This is a genomic window from Caenimonas soli, from assembly GCF_013155545.1.
Classification (GTDB): domain Bacteria; phylum Pseudomonadota; class Gammaproteobacteria; order Burkholderiales; family Burkholderiaceae_C; genus Ramlibacter; species Ramlibacter soli.
Map to the genome: position 1 here is coordinate 142,414 of NZ_JABJVV010000013.1, position 22,277 is coordinate 164,690.

The following is a 22,277-nucleotide window of genomic DNA, read 5'->3' on the forward strand; positions in this document are numbered from 1 at the left end:
CAAAGGCATGGCGCTGGGATTCAACACCTTTTTTGCCAAGGTGAACGCAACCGGCGGTGTGCATGGCAACAAGGTCGTGCTGCGTGTGCACGACGATCGATTCGACCCGGCCGAAACCGTCAAGGTCCTCAAGGAAGTGGCCGCCGATCCAGAAGTACTGGCGATTTTTGGCGTCGTCGGCACGCCCAGCGTCGGCGCAGTCGCCAAGTCGGGCGTTCTGGCCGCCGAAGGACTGGCGCTGATCGGCCCCGGGACCGGAATCCCCGCATTGCAGTCATCACCCAACATGGCCGCCAAGTTGCCGGCCAGGCACGCATCGTCCCGGCGGCCGACCGCCAGCTGATCGCCCAACGAACGAAGGATGCGGTCGATTCAGCCCTGGCAGGCGAGCCGGACATGCTGGTCGTGTTGGCGCCCGGCAGCATGGGCACCGACATTGTGAACGTGGTGCGCGCCAAGCGCGGCTCCGGCATCGCAATCTATATGCTGTCCATCATCAGCGGCGACGACCTGCTGCGCGGTGCCGGGCTCGCCAATTCGTTGGGCGTCGTGATCTCCCAGGCCTTGCCGTTTCCGGGCAACATCAACATGGCCATCATGCGAGCCTACATGGCGGACTTGAAGAAATATGCGCCTGAGGCAACGCCCGCCTACACCAGCCTGGAAGGCTACATCGGCGCGCGGGTGCTTTACGAGGCCCTGCGCAAGGCCGGTGCCAAGCCCACCCGGCAGGACGTACTGGCCAAACTCAACGCCTTGGGTAAGCTCGATGTGGGCGACCTGCAGGTGAACTATTCGCGCGACCAGAAAGCCGGCAACAAGGCCGTTGATATCACCATGGTCAGCCGCGGCGGCAAGCTCATCCGGTGATAGCGCCGGTAAAAAGCACAGAGACTGGCAAAGGGTTCTTACATGACGCCGGGGAATGCGCGGATGTCGAACATTCATTTGCCACCTCGACACCTCCGCCCGACACTTCGCTCTTTGGCTATCGTCTTTCATTCTTCCATCCATCAGGAGGTTGCCTTGTTCCATCTCTCCAAGCTGCGTGCGCTGGGAACCATTGCATTGCTGGTTTCCCTGGCCACGCAGGCGAACGCCGCCTGGCCTGACCGGCCCATCAAACTGATCGTTCCCAGCGCGGCTGGCGGCTCGCCGGACATCGTCAGCCGGCTCGTCGCAAATGAACTGAGCAAGCGGCTGGGGCAGCCCGTGGTGATCGACAACCGCCCCGGCGCGGGCGGCAACATCGGCATGCAGGCCTTGATGGTTGCCGCGCCTGACGGCTACACGCTGGCTTACGGCAACAACGCCACGCTGGCCACCAACGAAAGCCTGTACAGCAAGCTGTCCTACGAGCCGGGAAAGCTGGTGCCCGTGGTGGCATTGGTCAGCACCAGCAATCTCCTCGTGGTGAACAAGGGCCTGCCGGTCTCCACGGTTTCGGAGTTGATAGCCTATGCGAAAAAGCATCCCGACCGGCTCTCCATGGGCTCGGCGGGCACGGGCACCACCAGTCATCTCGGGGGGGAACTCTTCAAGTCGATGTCGGGCGTGTCGATCCAGCATGTGGCCTACAAGGGCAGCCCCCAGGCCATCCAGGACCTGATGGGCAACAGCATCCAGCTGATGTTCGACAACGTCCCCTCCATCGGCTCGAGCGTGTCGGCCGACAAGGTGCGCGCGCTTGCGGTCACCTCCAAAAGGCGGTCCCCACTGTTTCCCCAAGTTCCCACCATGGATGAGGCTGGCGTCCTGGGCTACGAGATGACCGCCTGGGGCGGGCTCGTGGCGATGCAGGGCGTCCCTGCGGAGGTCATCGAGCGCGTCAACAAGGAGGTCAACGCCATCTTGGATGACGAGCGCATCAAGGCGCAGCTGGCGAAGATGGGCTTTGAAGCCCTGGGAGGCACAGCCCAGCAATTTCAGACACTTGTAGCGAGCGAACGGACCAAGTGGAGCGCCGTCATCCAAAAGAGTGGCGCCAAGGTTGACTGAACGCCCAACGCCGGCCGGCTCCCAGGGGGGTCACGCCTATCTCGACGCCGCCCGCGGCAGGCGAAAGGGGAGCGTAGGCGGACGTCACGTCACTATCATCGGCTCCGGCATCGTGGGGCTGAGCACGGCGGCTGCGTTGTTGCGCGCCGGCATGCAGGTGCGCGTCATCGACGCGGGGCCGGCCCCGGGCTCGGGTGCCAGTGGCGGAAATGGCTGCCAGTTGAGCTATGCCTATGTCGCGCCACTCGCAGCGCCTGGCCTGTTACCCGAGATCCCCCGGCTGCTGATGGATCCGGCCTCGCCCCTGAGCCTGAAGCTCAGGCCCGACAAACACCAATGGCAATGGATGCTGCGCTTCCTGGCGGCATGCCGGTATAGCCTCGCGCGGCGGTCTACTCTCGATCTGATCGCGCTTGCCGCGTTGAGCCGGGCGGAGACCGAGCTGTGGGCTGCTTCCTGCGACCCGGAGGAACTGGGCTTTAAGCGTTCTGGCAAGCTGGTACTTCATGCGGATGCAGCAGGACTGCAGGCCGCCCGCGCGCAGATGCAAATGCAGGCCGCCGTTGGCCCAGCACAGCACGAACTTACCGAGGCGCAATGCCTGCGCGTCGAGCCGGCGCTGGACGCCTTCAGGGGGAAGATCGCCGGCGCTATCCACACACCCAGCGAATGCGTCGTGGATGGCCTGGCTCTGTGCCGGAATCTGCACCGCGCCCTGTCCAGCCGCGGCGTGTCTTTTCACTATGGGGTGTCTGCCGAGCACTTCGTTCACCGCAAGGGTCGGGTCTTGGCTGTCGCGACCCGCGGTGAAACGCTGGACGTCGATGAGCTCGTACTGGCTAACGGAACGGGTTGTGCGTCGCTGGCACGCAAGCTCGGCATTTACCTGCCGGTTTATCCACTCAAGGGCTACAGCATTACGGCGAAGGTGCGTGATGCTCGCGGGGCGCCCCGAGTCAGCGTGACTGATGCGCGGCGCAAGGTCGTTTACGCGCGGATAGGCGAACGCGTCCGTGTTGCGGGCGTGGCGGAAATCGGTGCCCACCACACTGGCCTGGACGCGCGCCGCATCGAGCAGTTGGTGGCCTATGCGAATGAATCGTTCGGCTCGGCGATCGACCTGGAAGAGCCGCAGCCTTGGGCGGGGCTTCGACCTGCCACACCAAGCTCGGTGCCGGTGATCGGCCGCACCGCCTACTCCAACACCCACCTGAACGTCGGCCACGGCGCGCTGGGGTTGACTTTGGCGTTCGGATCGGCGCGCCTGCTGGCGGATATGCTCGCGGGCCTGGCGCCAGCGCTGGATCCTTCCGTCTACGCCTTGGGCAGCCGTTGAGGGCAGGCCGCACCGAACCGTGCGCACTGAAGCGCCGACCGACTATGGACTCTGCCGTTGCAGCCACTCCACGAACGGTGCGATGACGGGGGCCTCGATGGATTCCTGTGGGCAAACAAAATAGTAGGCCTTCTGCGCAATGTAGGTCACCTCGGACAGCCTTACCAGACGCCCGCTTTGCAGCGCGTCCGAAGCGACGTAGTCCGGCATCAGGGCGACACCCAGCCCGCTGAGCGCGGATTGCAGCCCCATCGTCAACAACGCATAGCGCGGGCCCTTGAGAACGCGAGGCGGATCCAACCCCGCGGCCTTGTAGAACGAAGGCCAGGCCTCCAGGGCCGCCGCTTGATGCAGCAAGGGCAGGCGGGCAAGCGTACCCTCCAGCGACTCGCCTGGATGCACCAGTTCAGGCGCACAAACCGGAAACAATTCCAGCGGCATCACCTTCAGCCCGAAGTGACCTTCGGGTGGGCCCGTGCAATACATGATGGCCGCATCGAGCCCGGACAGCCGAAGGTCGACCGGACCCACCTTGGTGCTCAGGTTGATCTGGATGTCCGGATGCTGCTTGGCAAATTGCAGCAGCCTGGGGAGAAGCCAGATGTTGCCAAGGGAAATCGGAACGGAGAGATTGAGCCTGCCGCCCTTGCCTTGCCCATTCAACACTTCCAGCGTCGCGTCTTCGATTTCGGCGATGGCCTTTCGCACCCGCATCAGGTACTGCGTGCCGGCGGGCGTCGCAACGACGGCGCCCTTGCGGCGCGACAGCAGGGCCACACCGACAAAGTCCTCCAGCTCGTTGAGCTGCTTGGTGATCGCGCTCTGCGTCAGGCACAGTTCATGCGCGGCCTCAGTGACGCTGGCGAGCCGCACCGTGGCTTCCAGCGCCAGCAAGTTGGCCAGGGCAGGGAGTTGGCGACCCGTAGCGTTTCTCATGGAACGCATCCATCATACTCAGCGCGCGACACAGCGCGGGCCTACGATTCCCGCTGCGTCCTCGACACGACCTGACCCGCGCGGGCGCCCTGGTGCATGCCATTCAGCCATGTCGGAACACCGTTGACGATCACCGCCTCGATGCCTTGCGCGGCCTCGGTAGGGGTCTGGTAGTCGGCCCTGTCGCAGATCGTGTCGGCGTCGAACACCACCACGTCGGCATGGTTCCCGACCTCGAGCACGCCGCGTTCGGGCAGCCCGAAAGTCCGCGCGGTCAATCCGGTCATCTTCCAGACAGCGGTTTCCAGCGGAAACAGACGGAGGTCGCGGCTGTAGCGGCCCAGCACTCGGGGAAAGGTGCCCCACAGCCGCGGGTGCGGCCTGTCGCCGGTGGGGATGCCGTCGGAACCAATCATGGTGTGTTCGAAGGCGAGAATGCGGCGCACATCCTGTTCGTCCATGCTGAAGTAGATGGCGCTGGCCGGCTGCAGCCGGCTGGCTGCTTCGGCCTTGCTCACACCCCAGTCAACGGCAATGTCATCGAGGTCGCGTCCCTGAAGCTCCGGGTGGGGAACGCTGGACGCGACCAGGACACGGCCTTCCAGCTTCAGGGGGTCGCTATGCAGCATGGTGGAGCTTGCGTTGTAGGGATAGCAATCCAGCGACACGCACTGGCACTGCATGGCTTTCTCTATGAGCGGCAAGGTGATGGTGGATTTGCCGAAGTTGCCCTGGCGCATGAGCTTGTGATGGGAGATGACGACGTGGACGTCCAGCTCGCGGCCAATGCGGAACGTCTCTTCCAGCGACTCCATCGACTGATCGCCTTCATTGCGCATGTGCGTGACGTACAGGGCGCCGGTTCCGGTGAGGGGGCGCCCCACTTCTATCAGCTCCTCCGTCGGCGCCGCGGCCGCGGGTGGATAGTACGTGCCGGTGGACATGCCGATCGCGCCGGCTTCCAGGGCTTCCTCCAGCAGCTCGCGCATGGCCGACATTTCGCCGACGCTGGCAGGCCGTTCCAACTCCGGCATCGTCATCACCCGCAAGGTTGAATGTCCTACCATCGCGGCCACGTTGACCGCCGACGGGTTGCTGCGCAAGGCATCGAGGTAGGCGGCGAAGGTCGGAAACCGCGCGCTGTTGTCGGGATCGAGAAGGTTGAGCGGCGCCGGCATTGGCGCCCCTTCGCGCAACGGCGCAATGCTGATACCGCAGTTCCCCGTGACGACCGTGGTCACGCCCTGGGAAATCTTGAAGGTCATGTCCGGCTGCGAAAGCACGGCCTGGTCGTCATGAGTATGTGAATCGATGAAACCCGGCGCCACGATCTTCCCCGCGGCATCGAGCGTGATTCGGGCTGATTGCCCGCTCAGGTCGCCCATGGCTGCGATGCGGCCGTTCAGAATGCCCACATCCGCCTCGAAGCGCGGCTTCTTGCTGCCGTCGATGACAGTACCGTTTTCTATGAGCAGGTCGAAGGTGAAGGACTTTGTGGCCATGAAAGCTTTGCAGTGTTGTGACGATTGAGCTCGCGGCCCATAAGGCATTCTCTTTCGGCCGGAACGCGGGTTCAAATGAAATCACCTCCCGCCCGCATTCCTGGCGGGAATGAGGGTCATTTCAAGTCGCTGACCTTGATGTTCTTTTCCTTGATGATCTTTCCCCACAAGGCGATGTCGTCGCGCTGGTGCCCGGCAAGTTGCGCGGGCGATCCACCAGAAGGCTCGATGCCGCCCGCAGCCAGCTGTGAACGGGCCTCCGGCGTTGCGAGCCAGGCGTTCACGTGCGCGTTGAGGAGCTCGACGATATGGGGCGGAGTTCCCTTGGGGGCGAACAGCGCGAGCCACTGTTCCGCGGCATAGCCGGCGAATCCAATTTCCGACAAGGTCGGCACGTCGGGTGCCAGGGCGCTGCGCCGCGGCGACGTCACGCCCAGCATCTGGACGCTTCCGTCGCGGGCCGTCGCTACGGCCCAGCTCACCTGGGCCAGCGCCAGGTCGACGTGACCGCCCAGGACCGCGGCGTACGTCGGCGCGCCACCCTGGAAGGGAACGTGGTTCAGTTCGATGCCCGCCTGCTTTTCCAGCATCGCAAAGGCCAGGTGCGCAACGCTGCCGATCCCCCAGGTGCCGTAGGTGATCTTGCCCGGCGCCGCACGCGCGGTGTTGGTCAACTCGGATGCCGACTTCACCTGCAGGCCTTTGCGCGCAACCAGCACCATCGGCAAGCGCCCAATCTCCACCACAGGCTCGAAGTTCTCCGTCGGCCGGTAGCGGATGTGCGCCATCACCTGCGGGTTCACCACGTTGGTGTCCACGTTGGCCAGGAACAGCGTGTACCCGTCCGCGGCGCTCGATGCGGCCGCCATCGCACCGATCGCGCCGCTGGCGCCCGGCTTGTTCTCCACCACCACCGGCTGCCGCAAGCGGACACTGAGCGCTGCCGCCGCCGCTCGCGCGGCAGCATCGGCGCCGCCACCAGGCGCCCATGGCACGATGATCCGGATCGGCTTGTCCGGAAAGACGCCCTGCGCGCCGGCGGCGACCGCGCCGAGGCTGAGGACAACGGCCGCAACGGCCTTCAGGAATGTTCGGGTGCTCGTCATGGTTGGCTCCAGTTGGATGCTGTGCGTGATGTGAATTCGTCCTGGAACGGGTTACCAGTCGCAATCTTGCGCCAGGTGCCCCAGGCAGTCGCCGGGCTCGACACGCGCCAGGGCGCGGATGCATATCGCCAGGCCGGCTCCGGCGAATCGAATGACCGCCGGAGCTTGCGCCGGCTGTCTCGGGTCATGGATGTATCCCGCAACTTGACCGGCCGTGATTTCATCCCCCAGCGCGAAGGCGGGCTCGAATATCCCGCCGGTGGGAGCGAAGATGTAGTGCTTATTGCCATCGACCCGCAGCAGTCGCGCAGGCGGAGGCGGTTGCTGCCCGGCGGTCGCGTCGCAAAGGCCGATCGCGGCAAAGACGCGTTCGATCCCCTGCTCCAACACCGCGAGTCCCTCCGGGTTGCACACTGCGTGTCCACCGAACTCGCCGCACAGGAAGTGCGTGCCATGCCGCTCGACTGCGGCCCCGTAGGTCCGGTCTTCTCCGAGCAAGTCCATGATCATCACGCGCGGGGCGCCGAAAGCTTCGACGATCCTGCGATAGCTCTTGCCCTTGACGACATCCGCGGGCGGCGCCGCCAGCAGCGTGGGCAAGTAGTTCGTGGAAGCGCCTCCCGCGTGAATGTCGAACACAAGATCGGCCCGCGGGAAAAGCTCTGTATCCGCGTAATGCGCGATCATTTCGGTCAGGCTGCCGTTGCGCGTACCGGGGAATACCCGGTTGAGGTTCGCACCGTCGATCGGAGAAGTGCGCGAGCCATTGAGCAGGGCGGGCATGTTCAGGCCCGGCACCACGATGAGCCGGCCACGGATCTCCATCTCCCGCATGCGGCGCATCAGCTTCATGAGCGCGATGGGACCTTCGTACTCGTCGCCATGGTTGCCACCGGTCAGCAGCACCGTGGGACCTTCGCCGCGCTTGAGCACCGACAGCGGGATCGGAATGTAGCCATACCCGGAGCGGTCATGCGAGTAGGGCAGGCGCAGGAAGCCCTGCTGGAAGCCTTCCCTGTCGTAGTCGATGTCGGTCGTGAGAAGTGAGCGCTTGGAGTTCATGCCCTTACTTTGTCAGCTGCGCACCTGCACCGCCAATACCGTTTGCTGGCGCCAGCAATGCCTTGCGCGCATCGATGCGTTGAGGTCATCCGCCCTGGCCTTGAAAGTGATTGGACGGCGCTTCTCCGGTCACCGATTCTTCGGCTCCCTACACAGGAGCTTTCTCATGCAATTCAACAAACTGCTGCTACCCCTGGCGGCCAGCGCCATCCTCACCGCATCCCTGCTGGGCCTGGGCGGGTGTTCTTCATCGGAAGCCGCCGGCCCGACCGGCGCGGCCCGCGGCGCGCTGAAGACCCAAGCGCCGGCCTACTACCGCATGCAGCTCGGCGATTTCGAGATCACCGCGCTGTCCGATGGAACCGTTCCACTACCACTGGACCAGATGATGTCCAACATTTCGCCGGACGAAGTCCGGCAACTGCTGGCCGCGTCATTCGAGACACTGCCGGTCGAAACCGCCATCAATGCGTACCTGGTCAATACAGGGAGCAAGCTGCTCCTGATCGATGCCGGCGCGGGCAAGCTCTTCGGCCCGTATGGCAACCGGCTGCTGGCCAACCTCAGGGCCGCCGGCTACGGACCGGAGGAAATCGACGCGGTGCTGCTCACCCACTTGCACGGCGACCACTCCGGCGGCCTCACTGTCGACGGCCAGCGGATGTTCCCTAACGCAACCGTCTACCTGGACAAGGCGGACCGCGACTACCGATTCAGCGCGCAAGCGGAAGCGGCAGCGCCCGCCAACCAGAAGTCCATGTTCTCCCAATCACGCGAATCGCTCGCCCCGTACGAAGCCGTGAACAAGGTGTCCCTGTTCCAGGGAGCCGCGCAGTTGTTTCCGGGTATCAGCACAGTTGCGGCGCACGGGCACACGCCGGGGCACACCCTTTATTCGATCGAGAGCCAGGGCCAGAAAATGGTGTTCTTCGGCGATCTGGTGCATGCCGCCGCCGTCCAGCTGCCTCAGCCCCAGGCCACGATCAGCTTCGACGCCGACGAGCCCGCGGCGGCTGCCGATCGGATCGCGATGTTCGGCAACTTCGCGGCGCAACGCACCCTCATTGCCGCAGCTCACATTTCATTCCCCGGCCTGGGCTACCTGCGCACTTCCGGTGCGGGCTACCAGTGGGTGCCCGTGCCCTACAGCCTGCGCGGAATGACGAACTGATCGCAGGCCGCAAACATGAAGCCACCTCATCTCACTTCTTCCATCGCGCTCGGTGGCGTGGTGTATACCTCCGGGCTGCTCGCGCGCGCCGGCGACGGTCAGATCACCGGCGACGCCCGCCGGCAGACGCGGCAGGCGCTGCTGAACCTCGAGCGGATCCTGGCCGACCACGAACTGGGCTTGCAGCATGTCGTGAAGACCACCGTTTGGCTGCGCGATGCGGCCGATGCACCGGCCTTCAACGACGTATATGCATTGGCCTTCGGCACGCATCGGCCTTGCCGGTCGACGGTGGTGAGCGGCCTGCTGGCGCCAGAGGCACTGATCGAGATCGAAGCCATCGCCGTGTCGCCGACGCGGCTCGCCTGAATCGGGCTACGGCCGCTGCCGCGCGCCGCGCGCGAGCCCCTGCTTCGCCGATGCTGCTCGCAAATGGGCGAGCATGGGCTCCAGCGCGGGGTTCGCACCGTCTTCCGGAAAGACGAAGCTGAGGGAAAGGGGGACCTTCAGGTCGCGGATCTCGGCGAACTCCACTTGCGAAGGCGGGCGGTAGCGGTTCCTGTCGTTGACGATCGCCACGCCGATTCCGGCGGAAACCAGGCTGAGCACCGCGGCTTCGTTCTGTCCCGCCTGCACTACGTTGGGCACGAGGCCGCCTGCTGCGCAGGCAGTGAGCAGGTAGTCGTGATAGGCCGGATAGGTCGCGCGATGGAAGAACACGAATGGCGCGTCGGTCAGATGGCGCAGTGAGATGGCACCACGGGGTCGCCCCTTCCAACCAACAGGCATCGCCAGCACCACGCCGTGCTTTTGCAGCGGCAGCGACGAGAGACCCCTCGGCAGTGGACCGACCTGGTAGATGAAGCCGCCGTCCAGCGCGCCATCCAGAAGGCGGGCCAGCTGCTCCGGTGTTCCCAAGGGCGTCGGCTCCAGCCGGACCTTGGGCGCCGCTTCCCTGAATGCGTGGAAAGAGTCGGGGACGATTCCTTCCCACCCGGCCACTTCGACATAGCCGACCCGCACCATCCCGACCTCGCCGCTGGCGACCCGGCGCGCGCGGTCACAGGCGCTGCCAAGCGACGTCATGAGCTGGATCACATCTTCGCGGAATGCGGTGCCGCTTCGGCTCAGGCGCAGGCCGCGCGGCAACCGTTCGAACAGCTGCACGCCGAGCTCGTCTTCCAGGTCCTGGATTTGCCGCGACACCGCCGGCTGCGTGACGTGCAGGTGCTCCGAGGCCACACGGACGTTCTCGGTTTCCGCTACCGCCAGGAAATACCGCAAGTGACGCAATTCCATGGATCGATGCCTCCTGGGCATCAGTATATCGAGCCGAAACCATTGGCGACAACGCCTCGCGGTCACCAGAATTCAACGCACCCACTCACACCACAGGTCAAGTCATGTTGATACGGCGAACATTCATCCGGGCAGGCGCTGCGGCGCTGGCCCTGCCTCTCGCGCCCTTTGCACGGGCCCAGGCTTTTCCCTCCAAGCCCATCCGCCTGCTGGTGCCCTTCGCACCGGGCGGGACCACCGACCTGCTCGCGCGCATCCTGGCCGAGCGGATGGCGCCGCTGCTCGGCCAGCCCGTCATCGTGGAGAACAAGTCGGGCGGCGGTGGCACCGTGGGCGCCGCGGAGGTGGCTCGCGCCGCCCCCGATGGGTACTTGCTGTGCATGGTCACGGCGTCGACGGCCGCCGCCGGCCCCGCTCTCAATCCGAAGATCCCCTACCACCCGGTCACGGATTTCACGCCCATCATCAACGTGGCGGCCACCCCCAACGTGATAGCGGCGCACACCGGATTTCCCGCCAGGAACTTCGAGGCCTTCCTTGGAGAGTTGAAGCGCAGGCCGGGGCGGTACTCCTACGCGAGCGCCGGCACCGGCAGCCTGGCCCACTTGCAAATGGAGTTGTTCAAGAGTCTCTCGGGGACGTTCATCGCCCACATTCCCTATCGTGGCGGCGCACCCGCGCTCAATGACACCGTGGCGGGGCAGACCGCAATGATCCTCGACAACCTGCCCACGGCGCTGCCTTTCATAACCGCAGGCCGGCTGAACCCGATCGTGGTTTCCGCTCCGGCCCGGACGGCCCAATTGCCGGAAGTTCCCACGTTCAAGGAAGTCGGCATGGAGCCCATGAATCGGATGGGCTTTTTCGGCATCGAGGGGCCTCGAGGAATGCGCAAGGACGTCGTTGACCGCATCAGCGACGCGGCGGGGCGTGCCTTGCTGGACCCCGCCACCCGCAAGCGCATCGAAGCCACCGGCTCAGTCGTCGTGTCCGGCACGCCGGAGCAGTTCGGCGAGCAGATCCGCACAGAGTACGAGTTGTACCGCCAGGTCGTCGCGAAGCAGAAGCTGTCTCCCGACTAACGCTCCATCCCCCATCCCTTCATCCCACGGAGACCACTCATGTCATTTCTTCTTCGCTTCGTATCGAGCGCGCTCTGGGCCGGCTGCACCTGCAGCTGGGCCGCCGCGCAAGGCGCTACCTTCGACGTCACCGAGAAATCGATCTCGGAGCTACAGTCCGCCCAGGCGGAAGGCCGTACCACGGCCCGGGTTCTGGTGGAGCAGTACCTCGCTCGCATCCGTGCTTATGACCAGGCCGGTCCGGCGCTGAACGCGATCATCACCTTGAACCCCAACGCGGTGCGGGAAGCCGAAGCGCTCGACCGCGAGCGCAGGGTCAAGGGACCGCGTGGTCCGCTGCATGGCATTCCCATCCTGGTCAAGGACAACTTCGCAACCAAGGACATGCCGACGAGCGGCGGCACGCTGGCGTTGGCCACCATGCAGACCACGCGCGACGCCTTCCAGATCGACAAGCTGCGCCAGGCCGGCGCCATCGTGCTCGGGAAAACAGCGTTGCACGAACTGGCGGCGGGGATCACGACCATTTCTTCCCTCAGCGGCGCGACGCGCAATCCCTACGACCTCAACAGGGTGCCGGGCGGCTCCAGCGGCGGCACGGCAGCAGCGGTGGCCGCCAGCTTCGCCGCCGCCGGAATGGGCACGGACACCTGTGGCTCGATCCGCATTCCCGCCGGCAACCAGAACCTCGTCGGATTGCGCGTGACGCGCGGTCTCTCGAGCCGCCACGGCGTGATTCCCCTCTCGAACACACAAGACGAAGCCGGCCCGCTGGCACGTTCGGTCACCGACCTGGCACTCCTGCTCGATGCCACGGTTGGCCCTGACGCGAACGATCCGGTAACCGCCGACGCAGCGCGACACGTGGGCAGCGGCTATGCGCGGCTGCTAGGCGAAGGATCCCTCAAGGGCAAGCGCATCGGCGTGCTCAAGAGCCTTTTTGGGCAAGCTCCTGAGGATGCCGAAGTGGCTACGCTGGTGCGCAAGGCCCTCGATGCGATGAAGGCCCAGGGCGCGGAGCTGGTGGAGATATCCGTGCCGGAATTGGATGAGCTCATGCGTGACGGCAACGTGATCGCGCACGAGTTCAAGTTCGACTTGGCGCGGTACCTGGCCGGCGAACCGTCGGCGCCGGTGAAAACGCTGCAGGAGATCATCGAGAAGGGCCTGGACCACGACCAGTTGAATGCAGTTTTTCGCCTGCGCAATGGGGCCAAGGGGCGCGACACCGAGGCCTACCGCACGGCCCTGGAAAAACAGGGCGTGCTGCGCACGCGAATGACCACGGCATTCCAGACTGACAAGCTTGACGCCGTGGCCTACCCCGTGCTCAGGCGCAAGGCCGTCCAGATCGGCGAGGCCCAGACCGGCTTCACATGCCAGCTCAGTGGTAATACGGGGCTGCCGGCGATCTCCGTGCCAGCGGGCTTCACCGATGACGGCGTTCCGGTTGGGATGGAGCTGCTCGGGCAGCCCTACCAGGAGGCGGAGCTGCTCAAACTGGCCTATGCATGGGAGCAAGCGGCCAAGCCGCGCCGCTCGCCTTTCAGCACGCCGCCGCTGGTGGCGGGACAGGCGCCGCGCCCACTCGCCCTGACCGTGGTTACGCCAGTGGAAGGCGCCAGGGACCCGGCCACAACAGTGTCGTTCGAGTACATTCCGACCACGGGCAAGCTGCGCTACTCGGCATCGGTACAACGGCTGCCGGCATCCGACGTCGTGGCCGTGACGCTCCAGCGCGGACAGGAGCAGCAATCTGGCTCCGTGCTCGCCCACCTGGTGCGCGGGGGCCAACTTTCGGGAGCTGCGGAAATCACCTTGCGCGCCAAGGATCGTGAAGCACTTGCGAACGGGCAACTCTATGTTCACCTGTACACACGGCAAAAGCCGCTCGGAGTCAACCGCGTAAGGATCGAGCTGACTCCCGGATCGGCAAGCGTCGAGCCAACTCTTGCCCTCATGCCGAGATGAGTTACGCAGAGTTCTACCGCCGCTCCATCGATGACCGCGATGCGTTCTGGGCCGAGCAGGCGAAGTTGATCGACTGGCGGCAGCCGCCGGTCACGATTTGCGACCACAGCCGCCCACCGTTCACGCGCTGGTTCGCCGGTGGCACCACCAATCTCTGCCACAACGCGGTCGACCGGCACTTGTTGGACCGGCCCGATCAGCCCGCGCTCATCTATGTCTCGACCGAAACAGGCGAAGAGCGGACCTACACCTTTCGCGAGCTGCACGGCGAGGTGCAGCGGGCTGCGGCGGCGCTCCAGGGCCTGGGCGTGCAAAAGGGCGATCGCGTCCTCATCTACATGCCGATGATTGCGCAGGCGGCGTTTGCCATGCTGGCATGCGCGCGCATCGGTGCGATCCACTCGGTGGTGTTCGGCGGCTTCGCATCGGTCTCGCTGGCGTCGCGGATCGAAGACGCATCGCCCAAGGTGATCGTCAGCGCCGATGCGGGCTCGCGCGCCGGCAAGGTGTTGGCGTACAAGCCGTTGCTGGACGAGGCGATTCGTTTGTCCCGCCACAAACCCGAATCCGTGCTGTTGGTGGACCGGGGCCTGGCGCCGATGGCGCGCGTGGCCGGCCGCGATCACGACTGGTCGGACTTGGCCCAGCGCCACGCCGGCGCGCAAGTCGAGTGCGAGTGGCTGGATTCGACCGACATCAGCTACACGATCTACACCAGCGGCACCACCGGGCAGCCGAAGGGCGTGCAACGCGACGTGGGTGGCTACGCCGTGGCGCTGGCGGCGAGCATGAAGCACATCTTCCTGGGCCAGCCGGGCGAAACCTACTTTTCCACCAGCGACATCGGCTGGGTGGTGGGCCACAGCTACATCGTCTACGGGCCGCTGATCGCGGGCATGGCCACCATCATGTACGAAGGCTTGCCGATTCGCCCGGACGCCGGTATCTGGTGGAGCCTGGTGGAAAAGTACAAGGTGAGCGCCATGTTCAGCGCACCCACGGCCGTGCGGGTGCTCAAGAAACAGGACCCGGCCTTCCTGAAGAAGTACGACCTGTCCAGCCTGAAGGCCTTGTTCCTGGCGGGCGAGCCGCTGGACGAGCCGACGGCCCGCTGGATCAGCGACGGCCTGGGCGTGCCGATCATCGACAACTACTGGCAGACCGAAAGCGGCTGGCCGATCCTCACCATCGCCAATGGCGTCGAGAGGAAGCCCAGCAAGTTCGGTAGCCCCGGCGTCCCGATGTATGGCTACGACGTGCGGCTGGTGCACGAAAGCACGGGCCAGGAGCTCACCGCCCCCAATGAGAAGGGCGTCGTGGTGATCGAGGGGCCGACGCCACCGGGGTTCATGCAAACCGTCTGGGGCGACGATCAGCGCTATGTGAAGACCTACTGGGAAACCGTCCCGGGGCGCATGGTTTACAGCACCTTCGACTGGGGCATCCGCGACGAGGAGGGCTACTACTACATCCTGGGCCGAACGGACGACGTGATCAATGTGGCCGGCCACCGCCTGGGCACCCGCGAGATCGAGGAAAGCATTTCCAGCCACCCGAACGTCGCCGAGGTGGCAGTGGTGGGTGTGGCCGACGCCTTGAAAGGCCAGGTGGCAATGGCATTCGTCGTTCCGCGCGACGTGACCGCCCTCACGGGCACTCAGTCCCGGCTCAAACTCGAGGGCGACATCATGAAAGTGGTGGACGAGCAGCTCGGCGCCGTGGCCCGGCCGTCGCGCGTGCACTTCGTCAACCTGCTGCCCAAGACGCGCAGCGGCAAGCTCCTGCGCCGCGCCATCCAGGCCGTGGCCGAAGGCCGCGACCCGGGTGACCTGACGACGATCGAAGACCCCACCGCCTTGCAGCAGATCCGCGAGCCAATGGCGCCGTAGATCACTTTCAAGGAGCGTGCTGCAATAAGCCTTCCGAGGCGCCAATCGCCCGCAAGAAAAAAAGAGTTGCGTGTGAGGTGATATGCGATGGGGCATAGGCCCCATCGGTTCGATACCAGCCTGACATTCCTTCGGCCATGCTGAAGAGTTGAAGGCAGGCCAACTTGATGTCCTGTGGCGGGATCAACTTGGCCTCGATGGCCTGCTCCAACCCGTTGCGCACCATGCGCTCGACGGCATCGCGGCGCTCGATGACGTGCTCGCGGTTTTCCGGCTGGAGCGAGCGGATCATGTCCGCCATCAGGCGCCAGGAGGCACGCCGGACGATCGCCTGCTCGAACGTGCAGGTCACCAGCCCTGCCAGCCGGGCCGCAGGCTGACCATCCGTGGCAAGCACCACGGACTGGTAGACCTCCAGCATTTGAGTCATCTCGCGCTCTTCGATGGCAAGGATGACGGCCTCTTTGGAGGGGAAGTAGTTGTACATCGCCGAGGGCACGATGTTCAAGTCGGCGCAGATTTCACGCGTAGAAGTCGCGGAATAGCCGGAACGAGAGAAGCGCGCCAGAGCGGCATTCAGGAACTCTTCGCGGCGAGGGAATTCGGGCTTCTTGGGCATATGCGGTGGTGGGCAACGCGATTATAGAGCGATCGCTCTGTCTTTACAGAGCGATCGCTCTTTTGTCGTTGACAGAGCGAGCGCTCTGTCATACATTCGATCCGAATCGACCTCTCCAGTATTTCCATGAGCACTGTCACCACCCAGACCCGCGAGGCCACGGCCGTCATCACCGTCTCGAACCCGCCTCATGGGTACATGACGGACGTCTTGGTGGGCCAGCTGCACCGGGCTTTCCGCGCCGCGGAGCGAGCGCCGGAAGTGCGTGTCATCGTCTTCACTGGTGGCGGCGCGGGGGTGTTCATTCAGCATTACGACCTGCAGGAGCTGAAACAATTGTGCAGCAAGCTCAACGACCGCGGTGTTCGGTATGGCGCCACGGATCACACGCCCGAGCGCGACATGGACCTGTGTTTTCGCAGCATCGAGAATTCGCGCAAACCGGTGATAGCGGCCCTCAACGGCAACGCGATGGGGTTCGGCTGCGAGCTGGCCCTGGCCTGCGACTTCAGGGTCATGCAGGACGGCCCGTTCACGATCGGACAACCGGAGATCAGGGTGGGACTCGTCCCGGGCGCCGGTGGCACGCAGCGCCTGGCCCGGATCGTCGGGATGGCCCGTGCACTCGACCTGGTTTTGCACGGGCGCAGACTCTCACCCGCCCAGGCGCTGGCGCAGGGTCTGATACACGACCTGGCGCAGGTAGACGTGCCGGTGCTGGATATGGCGCTGGAACGGGCGCGCGAACTCTCCGCACTGTCGCCGACAGCTGTGGCGCATGGAAAAAGACTGGTGCGCCATGCGAGCGAGGCTTCGCTATATGACGGGCTGGACATCGAGCGCTCGCTCTTCGTGGACACGTTGGCCTCGCCTGAAGCCTTGCAACTGGTGGGTGCTGCCATCAGCAGCGGCCAAGACTTCCGCCACCTCTGACACCTCGCAACATGCTTTTGATCGACTACTTCGAGCAGAGTGCCCGCAACCGGCCCAACCATCCCTTCGTCCACTACGTGGATGATGACCCGGCGCAGGACCTGGTGCTGAGTTACCAGGCGGCGGATATCGAGGCCAGTGCCTGCGCTACCCGGCTGCGCGACCTCGGCGTCGGTCGGGGCACGGTCGTCGGCTTGCTTATGGAAAACTCTCCGCAATGGCTGGTCTGGTATTTCGCTTGCCAGAAGATCGGTGCCATTTGCGTCGGGCTGAATCCCCAACTCACGCTAGGTGAGCTGGAGCAATCCCTGCGGTGCCTTGGAACCGGGCACCTGGTCTACAGCGCTGACTGCGCCGCAGAGGCGCAAGAAGTGGCGCGTCGCGTCCCTCAGCTGCAGGTCTTGTTCGGACTCGCGAAAGGTGCTGAGGCCGTACACCGAGGCAGGGACGCGGAGCTGTCGGTCACCGACGGTCTCTCCGCCATTTTTACCTCGGGCACCACTGGCTCGGCTCCGAAGGCCGCGCTCCAGACACACGCAGCGGTCGTCGCGGCCATCGGCAGCTACATCAGGCATCTGAGGCTGGGTTCGCAGGACCGCATCATGCTGGTCACTCCCCTCAGCCACAGCGCGGCGCTCAACTGGGGCGTGAGCCTGGCGGTCATGTCCGGCTCCACACTGGTGCTGGCGCGCAAGTTCAGCGCCTCGCGCTTCTGGGAGCAGGCGGACCGCGGTCGACCCAGCGTCTTGTGGACAATGGGCACGATCCTTTTCATCCTGCATGCGCAGCCGCCGAGTGCCGTGGAGGCGCGCGCATCGCAGCACCTGCAATTCATCTTCGGCGCCGGCTCTGCAACCCGCTGGCGGCAGCTGACCGAGCGCTGGCAGCGCCCGGTCATCGATGGCTACGGGATGACCGAAACCTTCGGCACCTTGACGGACGTGGACTGCCATGGGCTGGGCGGCTCGCACGCATGCATCGGCCGACCGGTGGCGGGCGTGGACATGCGCATCGTCGATCCACACTCCGGGGTCGAATGCGCGGCGCGGGAGATCGGAGAAATCGTCACGCGCTTCGGCCAAGGCTTTGCCGGCTATCTTGGCAACTTCGTGGCCTTCACCGAAGCCGTGCGCGAAGGCTGGTTCCACACCGGCGACCTGGCCTACAAGGACGAAGAGGGTCGCTACTTTTTTGTCGATCGGCTCAAGGCCATCATCCGCCGCGGTGGAGAGAACATATCCAGCATCGAGGTCGAGGAGTGCCTGGCGCGACACCCGGATGTCCTGGAGGCGATTGTCCTGCCGCAGCCCGACGACATTCTGGGCGAAACCGTGCTGGCCGCACTCGTTCCACGTGATCCGCAGCGCACCTTCACGATTGAGGAAGTCCGGACTTTTTGCGAAGGCCGGCTGGCGCGTTTCAAGTGGCCGGAGCATGTGCGTACCATTGCGCCAAGCATCGTGCCCCGCACGGGCGCTGGCAAGGTGCGCAAGTCCCTGCTGGCAAGGAGCCTCAGTGATGCGCGCTGACACGGTCACGAGCGTCGCGCAACGCTGGAACTCGCTGGCCGGCGGCCGCGCGCAAGGCCCGCGCTTCATGGAACTGGCGGATGCCGTGCGTGAGGCAGTCCGCGACGGGGACACGCTGTACTTTGGCGGTTCCATGGCGCGACCAAATGCCGCCATGTTTGAGATCGTCCGCGCGTTTTGGGGCCGATCGCCTGGATTCACGCTGGTTGCGCCCGCAGTGGCGAACCAGCACGCACCCATGGTGGCGGGTGGCCTGGTCAATCGAGTCATCAGTTCCATTCAGGCGATGACCTATCCGACGCCCGCGCCGCATCCGGTCTACGTTCAGGCGGCGCGCGAACACAGCGTGGTGTTTGAAAATTGGTCGCTGCTCACGCTCTCGCAAAGGCTGATGGCCGCTGCCATGGGATTGCCGTTCCTTCCCACCCGCTCCCTCGCTGGGAGCGATATGGCCACGGCGCTCGCCACCGAAACCGGGGACACGGCAGAGGTGGCCAGCCCGTTTGACGGAACGCCAACCCAAGTGGTGGCACCCCTCGCGCCGGACGTGACCTTCGTTCATGGCCTGGCTGCGGACGAAGACGGCAACATCCTCATCTGTCCGCCGCTCTATGACGGGATCTGGGCCGCCTTCTGCGCCACGCGCACGGTAGTGGTGACGGTGGACCATGTGATCAGCAATGAGGCCATGCGCCGGCACGCCGACCACGTGCGCATTCCGGCTCACGCCGTGGGCATCGTCTGCCATGTGCCGCTGGGCGGCCACCCCAATTCCCTGCCGAGCGCAGCTGTCCCCGAACTGGCGGGGTATCCCGACGACTACGCTTTCTTGGTCGACCTGCGCAACGCCGGGAAGTCAAAAGAGACCCTGCTGGCTTGGACCCGGGAGTGGATCCTGGACTGCAAGGACCACAACGCCTATCTCACCAAGCTGGGGAGTGAGCGCATTCACGCGCTGCGCGGCAGGGCGCTGGCAGACGGTTGGCGCTTCGAACCTTGCGCGCTAGAACCGACACCTTCGCATCCCGCCAATGAAGCCGAAACCCATGTGTGCCTGGCCGCGCGGGTCATCCGTCGCCGGCTTGAGCGGGGGCTGACTTCAGCCATGCTCGCCGGGCTCGGCATTTCCTCACTGGCGGCCTGGATGGCATCGATCCAGCGCGGGCAAGACGGCGTGCACTTGCCGTTGATGGTCGAGTCCGGCATGTACGGCTACCTGCCTTCGCCCGGCGACCCGTTTCTTTTCAACTATCGCAACATGGCGGGCAGTGCGATGCTGAGCGACACACTGCTCACCCTCGGCCTGCTGACAGCCGGTTCATCGAATCGTGCGCTCGGCGTGCTGGGTGCGGCCCAGGTCGACGCGGCAGGCAATCTTAATACCAGCCAATTGCCCAAGATGCTGCTCACCGGCTCGGGCGGCGCGAACGACATCGGCAGCGGCGCCGCTGATGTGCTGGTGACCATTGCGCATTCGCCCGAGCGCCTGGTGCGCCAAGTCGACTTCATCACAACGCCGGGCCGCGCCGTGAAGGCCGTGGTTACGCCCCTGGCCGTGTTCGAGCGCGAGCAAGCGGATCAGACTTTCACATTGACCGCTGTGATCTCCAGGGATGGCCTGTCACTGAACACGCTGATCGAACAGGCATTGGCCCGCTGCGCCTGGGAGGTCTGCGCCGCGCCGACGGTGCTCTTGGAGCCATCGCCCACGCCCGATGAACTCGCGCTGGCCCGGCAGCTCGACCCGAACGGCCTGTTCCTCGGCTGAGTTTCTCCCTCACCTCCTTTAGAAAAGTCTCCCTTCAAAAAGAATCCTCATGGACTACCAGTACATCCTCTATAGCGTCCGCGGCCCAGTGGCCCGGATCTCGCACAACCGGCCCGATGCACGCAACGCCGAAAGCCAGGCGCTCCTCGACGAGATGGACGACGCCTTGCGCCGCGCCACTGAGGACGCGGCAGTCCGAACAATCGTCCTGACCGGAGAGGGCGATCACTTCTCTGCCGGTCACGACCTCAAGGAAGCCGCGCAGAAGCGCTCGAACTTCACGGTCGAAGAGCGCTGGGCCTACGAGACACGCTACTACTTCGACTATGCGATGCGCATCTGGGATTGCCCCAAGCCGACCATCGCCGAAGTCAGCGGCGCCTGTGTAGCCGGGGGCTTCATGGTCGCCAACATGTGCGATCTGGTCGTGGCATCGCCGGATGCCTTCTTCTCCGACCCCGTGTGCCAGAGCCTCGGTACCGCGGCCGTGGAAGTGCTGGTTCACCCGTGGGTGATGGGCGCGCGCAAGGCCAAGGAGTTTCTTTTCACCGGCGGTCGCATGACAGCCGAACAGGCGCTTGCCGTCGGCATGGTGAATCGCGTCGTTCCTCGCGACGAGCTTCGAGCCGCGGTGGATGCGCTGGCGCTGCAGATTGCAGGCGGTGACAGCTTCGCCGTGATGCTGGCCAAGCGCTCCATCAACCGTGGGCTCGACATACAGGGTATGCGTAGCGCGATGAGCGCCCACTTCGACGCCCACCAGCTCAGCCACCTGTCCGAATCCTTCCAGGCGCGGCGCCGCGAGGGACTGGGACAGTCCATCCAGAGGGGTAAGGCCGCGCTCGCCTGACCCGCCTTTCCATCAAGACACCCACCGGAGACAACCATGACGCTTCTCTACAAACTGGCCCGAACGGCCGCCGCCGTCACCATGGCATTGATTGCGGGCACCGCCTCGGCACAGGCCGCATCCAACGCCGAGCCCATCAAGATCGGATTCACCTCTGCCACCAAGACCTTGCTGGGGTCGCAAATGCTCAAGGGCGCGCAGTATGCGACGACGCAGCTCAACGCCGCCGGCGGTGTGCTGGGCCGAAAGGTCGAACTGGTCGTATATGACACCGCGCTGAACCCGGCCGAGGGTTCCAACGTAGCGCAGCGCCTGGTCACGGAGAACAAGGTGAAGTTCGTCGCGGGTGAAGTGAGCAGCACGGTGGCTTTCGCGATGATCCCCACGTTCAAGCGGGCCGGCGTGCTGTACATGGCCGGCATCCCCAAGCATCCGGATGTCACCACCAAGGGCTACGACAGGCTGTTTCGCCTCAACTCCACCACCGAAATGGATGCCCGGGCGCTCAAGCCGGTGCTGATCGCCAGATTCCCCGGCAAGAAAGTCGCGTTGTTCAACGAGAACACGGACTTCGGCCTGGATGGGCGCAAGCACTTGAAGGCGATTTTCAACGAGCCGGGGCAAATTGTCTTCGATGAAACGTACGACATCAGCCAGTCCGACTTCAACGCGGTCGTGACGAACATGCGCCGCAGCAAGGCCGACGTGCTGTGCATCACCGGCACCAATCCCGAGCACTACGGGAACGTGATCCGCATGGCGGCCGAGATCGGCTTCAAGCCCTCCATCTGCCTGATGCCGGGCATCCTTTACCCCGGCGCGCTCAAGATCACAGGCCCCGCGGCCGAGGGTGCCGTGAGCGCCGATATCTACGTGCCCTCGCTGGACAACCCCGTCAACAAGGCTTTTGTCGAAGGCTACAAGAAGGCTCACGGCGACGAGCCGGACAAGAGCGTGGCCATCGGCTACGAGAGCATCACCTTGCTGGCCGCGGCCATGATCGCTGCAAAGACCGCGGAGGATCCAGGCAAGGTGGCTGAAGTGCTGAAAGCTGGCACCTGGCAGACACCTCGGGGCGGGGTGCGCTTCGCGCAAGACGGCCAGGCCAATGGCGCGTATGCCCTGCTCACCGTCCGTGACGGCCGCATAGCAGTCAGCAAATAAGGCACCTCGGCCGTCGCAGCAAGGCCTGCCCGCGGCTGCCGGCAGGCACCCATGCCGCCGCC

Annotated in this window: 20 protein-coding genes; 14 read left to right on the forward strand and 6 right to left on the reverse strand. The window is 64.8% G+C overall.

Annotated elements, in window-relative coordinates; genetic code table 11:
• Positions 1 to 7 precede the first annotated feature (7 nt).
• The 4 genes from HNE04_RS19920 to HNE04_RS19935 all read left to right on the forward strand — a co-directional run bounded on the left by HNE04_RS19920 (position 8) and on the right by HNE04_RS19935 (position 3,334).
• The gene (locus tag HNE04_RS19920) at positions 8 to 343 is read left to right on the forward strand and encodes an ABC transporter substrate-binding protein (RefSeq protein WP_172223051.1); all 336 of its coding nucleotides are present in this window, start codon (positions 8 to 10) and stop codon (positions 341 to 343) included.
• Positions 343 to 870, forward strand: coding sequence for an ABC transporter substrate-binding protein (locus tag HNE04_RS19925; RefSeq protein ID WP_407926613.1), 528 nt, complete (start codon positions 343 to 345; stop codon positions 868 to 870). The genes HNE04_RS19920 and HNE04_RS19925 overlap by 1 nt, the downstream gene beginning before the upstream one ends.
• Before the next feature lie 156 nt (positions 871 to 1,026).
• The gene (locus HNE04_RS19930; protein ID WP_235965208.1) at positions 1,027 to 1,998 is read left to right on the forward strand and encodes a Bug family tripartite tricarboxylate transporter substrate binding protein; all 972 of its coding nucleotides are present in this window, start codon (positions 1,027 to 1,029) and stop codon (positions 1,996 to 1,998) included.
• A 97-nt stretch (positions 1,999 to 2,095) separates the two neighbouring features.
• Positions 2,096 to 3,334, forward strand: coding sequence for a D-amino acid dehydrogenase (locus HNE04_RS19935; RefSeq protein ID WP_172223150.1), 1,239 nt, complete (start codon positions 2,096 to 2,098; stop codon positions 3,332 to 3,334).
• Positions 3,335 to 3,376: 42 nt separating this feature from the next.
• On the opposite strand, the gene HNE04_RS19940 is transcribed toward HNE04_RS19935, so the two are convergent.
• The 4 genes from HNE04_RS19940 to HNE04_RS19955 form a co-directional block, all read right to left on the reverse strand.
• The gene (locus HNE04_RS19940) at positions 3,377 to 4,270 is read right to left on the reverse strand and encodes a LysR substrate-binding domain-containing protein (protein ID WP_172223057.1); all 894 of its coding nucleotides are present in this window, start codon (positions 4,268 to 4,270) and stop codon (positions 3,377 to 3,379) included.
• Positions 4,271 to 4,311: 41 nt separating this feature from the next.
• The gene (locus HNE04_RS19945; RefSeq protein ID WP_172223060.1) at positions 4,312 to 5,772 is read right to left on the reverse strand and encodes an N-acyl-D-amino-acid deacylase family protein; all 1,461 of its coding nucleotides are present in this window, start codon (positions 5,770 to 5,772) and stop codon (positions 4,312 to 4,314) included.
• A 116-nt stretch (positions 5,773 to 5,888) separates the two neighbouring features.
• Positions 5,889 to 6,878 carry a Bug family tripartite tricarboxylate transporter substrate binding protein gene (locus tag HNE04_RS19950; protein WP_172223063.1) on the reverse strand — a complete coding sequence of 330 codons (990 nt, stop codon included), beginning with the start codon at positions 6,876 to 6,878 and terminating at the stop codon, positions 5,889 to 5,891.
• A 51-nt stretch (positions 6,879 to 6,929) separates the two neighbouring features.
• Positions 6,930 to 7,940, reverse strand: a complete 1,011-nt coding sequence (locus HNE04_RS19955; RefSeq protein ID WP_172223065.1) for a succinylglutamate desuccinylase/aspartoacylase family protein — start codon at positions 7,938 to 7,940, stop codon at positions 6,930 to 6,932.
• A 166-nt stretch (positions 7,941 to 8,106) separates the two neighbouring features.
• Here HNE04_RS19955 and HNE04_RS19960 point away from each other — a divergent pair, with 166 nt between their 5' ends.
• Positions 8,107 to 9,111: an MBL fold metallo-hydrolase gene (locus tag HNE04_RS19960; RefSeq protein ID WP_172223068.1), complete on the forward strand. Its 1,005-nt coding sequence runs from the start codon at positions 8,107 to 8,109 to the stop codon at positions 9,109 to 9,111.
• 15 nt (positions 9,112 to 9,126) lie between these two features.
• Positions 9,127 to 9,480 (forward strand): RidA family protein, encoded by a 354-nt coding sequence (locus HNE04_RS19965; RefSeq protein WP_172223071.1) that lies wholly within the window; start codon positions 9,127 to 9,129, stop codon positions 9,478 to 9,480.
• Between the two features lie 6 nt (positions 9,481 to 9,486).
• Here the strand turns inward: HNE04_RS19965 and HNE04_RS19970 are convergent, their stop codons facing one another.
• Positions 9,487 to 10,410, reverse strand: coding sequence for a LysR family transcriptional regulator (locus tag HNE04_RS19970; RefSeq protein ID WP_172223074.1), 924 nt, complete (start codon positions 10,408 to 10,410; stop codon positions 9,487 to 9,489).
• A 104-nt stretch (positions 10,411 to 10,514) separates the two neighbouring features.
• Between HNE04_RS19970 and HNE04_RS19975 the strand changes: the two genes are divergently transcribed.
• The 3 genes from HNE04_RS19975 to HNE04_RS19985 are packed head-to-tail and all read left to right on the forward strand — an operon-like array spanning position 10,515 to position 15,352.
• Positions 10,515 to 11,492, forward strand: coding sequence for a tripartite tricarboxylate transporter substrate binding protein BugE (locus HNE04_RS19975; RefSeq protein ID WP_172223077.1), 978 nt, complete (start codon positions 10,515 to 10,517; stop codon positions 11,490 to 11,492).
• A 39-nt stretch (positions 11,493 to 11,531) separates the two neighbouring features.
• Positions 11,532 to 13,463 (forward strand): amidase, encoded by a 1,932-nt coding sequence (locus tag HNE04_RS19980; protein ID WP_172223079.1) that lies wholly within the window; start codon positions 11,532 to 11,534, stop codon positions 13,461 to 13,463.
• Positions 13,460 to 15,352 carry a propionate--CoA ligase gene (locus HNE04_RS19985; protein WP_172223082.1) on the forward strand — a complete coding sequence of 631 codons (1,893 nt, stop codon included), beginning with the start codon at positions 13,460 to 13,462 and terminating at the stop codon, positions 15,350 to 15,352. Before HNE04_RS19980 ends, HNE04_RS19985 begins: the two co-directional genes overlap by 4 nt.
• Before the next feature lie 7 nt (positions 15,353 to 15,359).
• On the opposite strand, the gene HNE04_RS19990 is transcribed toward HNE04_RS19985, so the two are convergent.
• A complete protein-coding gene (locus HNE04_RS19990) occupies positions 15,360 to 15,971 on the reverse strand; it encodes a TetR/AcrR family transcriptional regulator (protein WP_172223085.1) in 612 nt (203 codons plus the stop codon).
• Positions 15,972 to 16,097: 126 nt separating this feature from the next.
• On the opposite strand from HNE04_RS19990, the gene HNE04_RS19995 reads away from it, so the two are divergent.
• Genes HNE04_RS19995 through HNE04_RS20015 form a run of 5 tightly spaced genes read left to right on the forward strand, consistent with a single transcriptional unit; the run spans position 16,098 to position 22,215 of the window.
• The gene (locus tag HNE04_RS19995; protein ID WP_172223087.1) at positions 16,098 to 16,904 is read left to right on the forward strand and encodes an enoyl-CoA hydratase/isomerase family protein; all 807 of its coding nucleotides are present in this window, start codon (positions 16,098 to 16,100) and stop codon (positions 16,902 to 16,904) included.
• 11 nt (positions 16,905 to 16,915) lie between these two features.
• Positions 16,916 to 18,433 carry a class I adenylate-forming enzyme family protein gene (locus HNE04_RS20000; RefSeq protein WP_172223090.1) on the forward strand — a complete coding sequence of 506 codons (1,518 nt, stop codon included), beginning with the start codon at positions 16,916 to 16,918 and terminating at the stop codon, positions 18,431 to 18,433.
• Positions 18,423 to 20,201: a CoA-transferase gene (locus HNE04_RS20005; RefSeq protein ID WP_172223093.1), complete on the forward strand. Its 1,779-nt coding sequence runs from the start codon at positions 18,423 to 18,425 to the stop codon at positions 20,199 to 20,201. Before HNE04_RS20000 ends, HNE04_RS20005 begins: the two co-directional genes overlap by 11 nt.
• Positions 20,202 to 20,250: 49 nt before the next feature.
• Complete coding sequence (locus HNE04_RS20010) at positions 20,251 to 21,051, forward strand: enoyl-CoA hydratase (protein WP_172223095.1); 801 nt, start codon at positions 20,251 to 20,253, stop codon at positions 21,049 to 21,051.
• Between the two features lie 36 nt (positions 21,052 to 21,087).
• Positions 21,088 to 22,215, forward strand: coding sequence for an ABC transporter substrate-binding protein (locus HNE04_RS20015; protein WP_172223098.1), 1,128 nt, complete (start codon positions 21,088 to 21,090; stop codon positions 22,213 to 22,215).
• Positions 22,216 to 22,277: the final 62 nt, after the last annotated feature.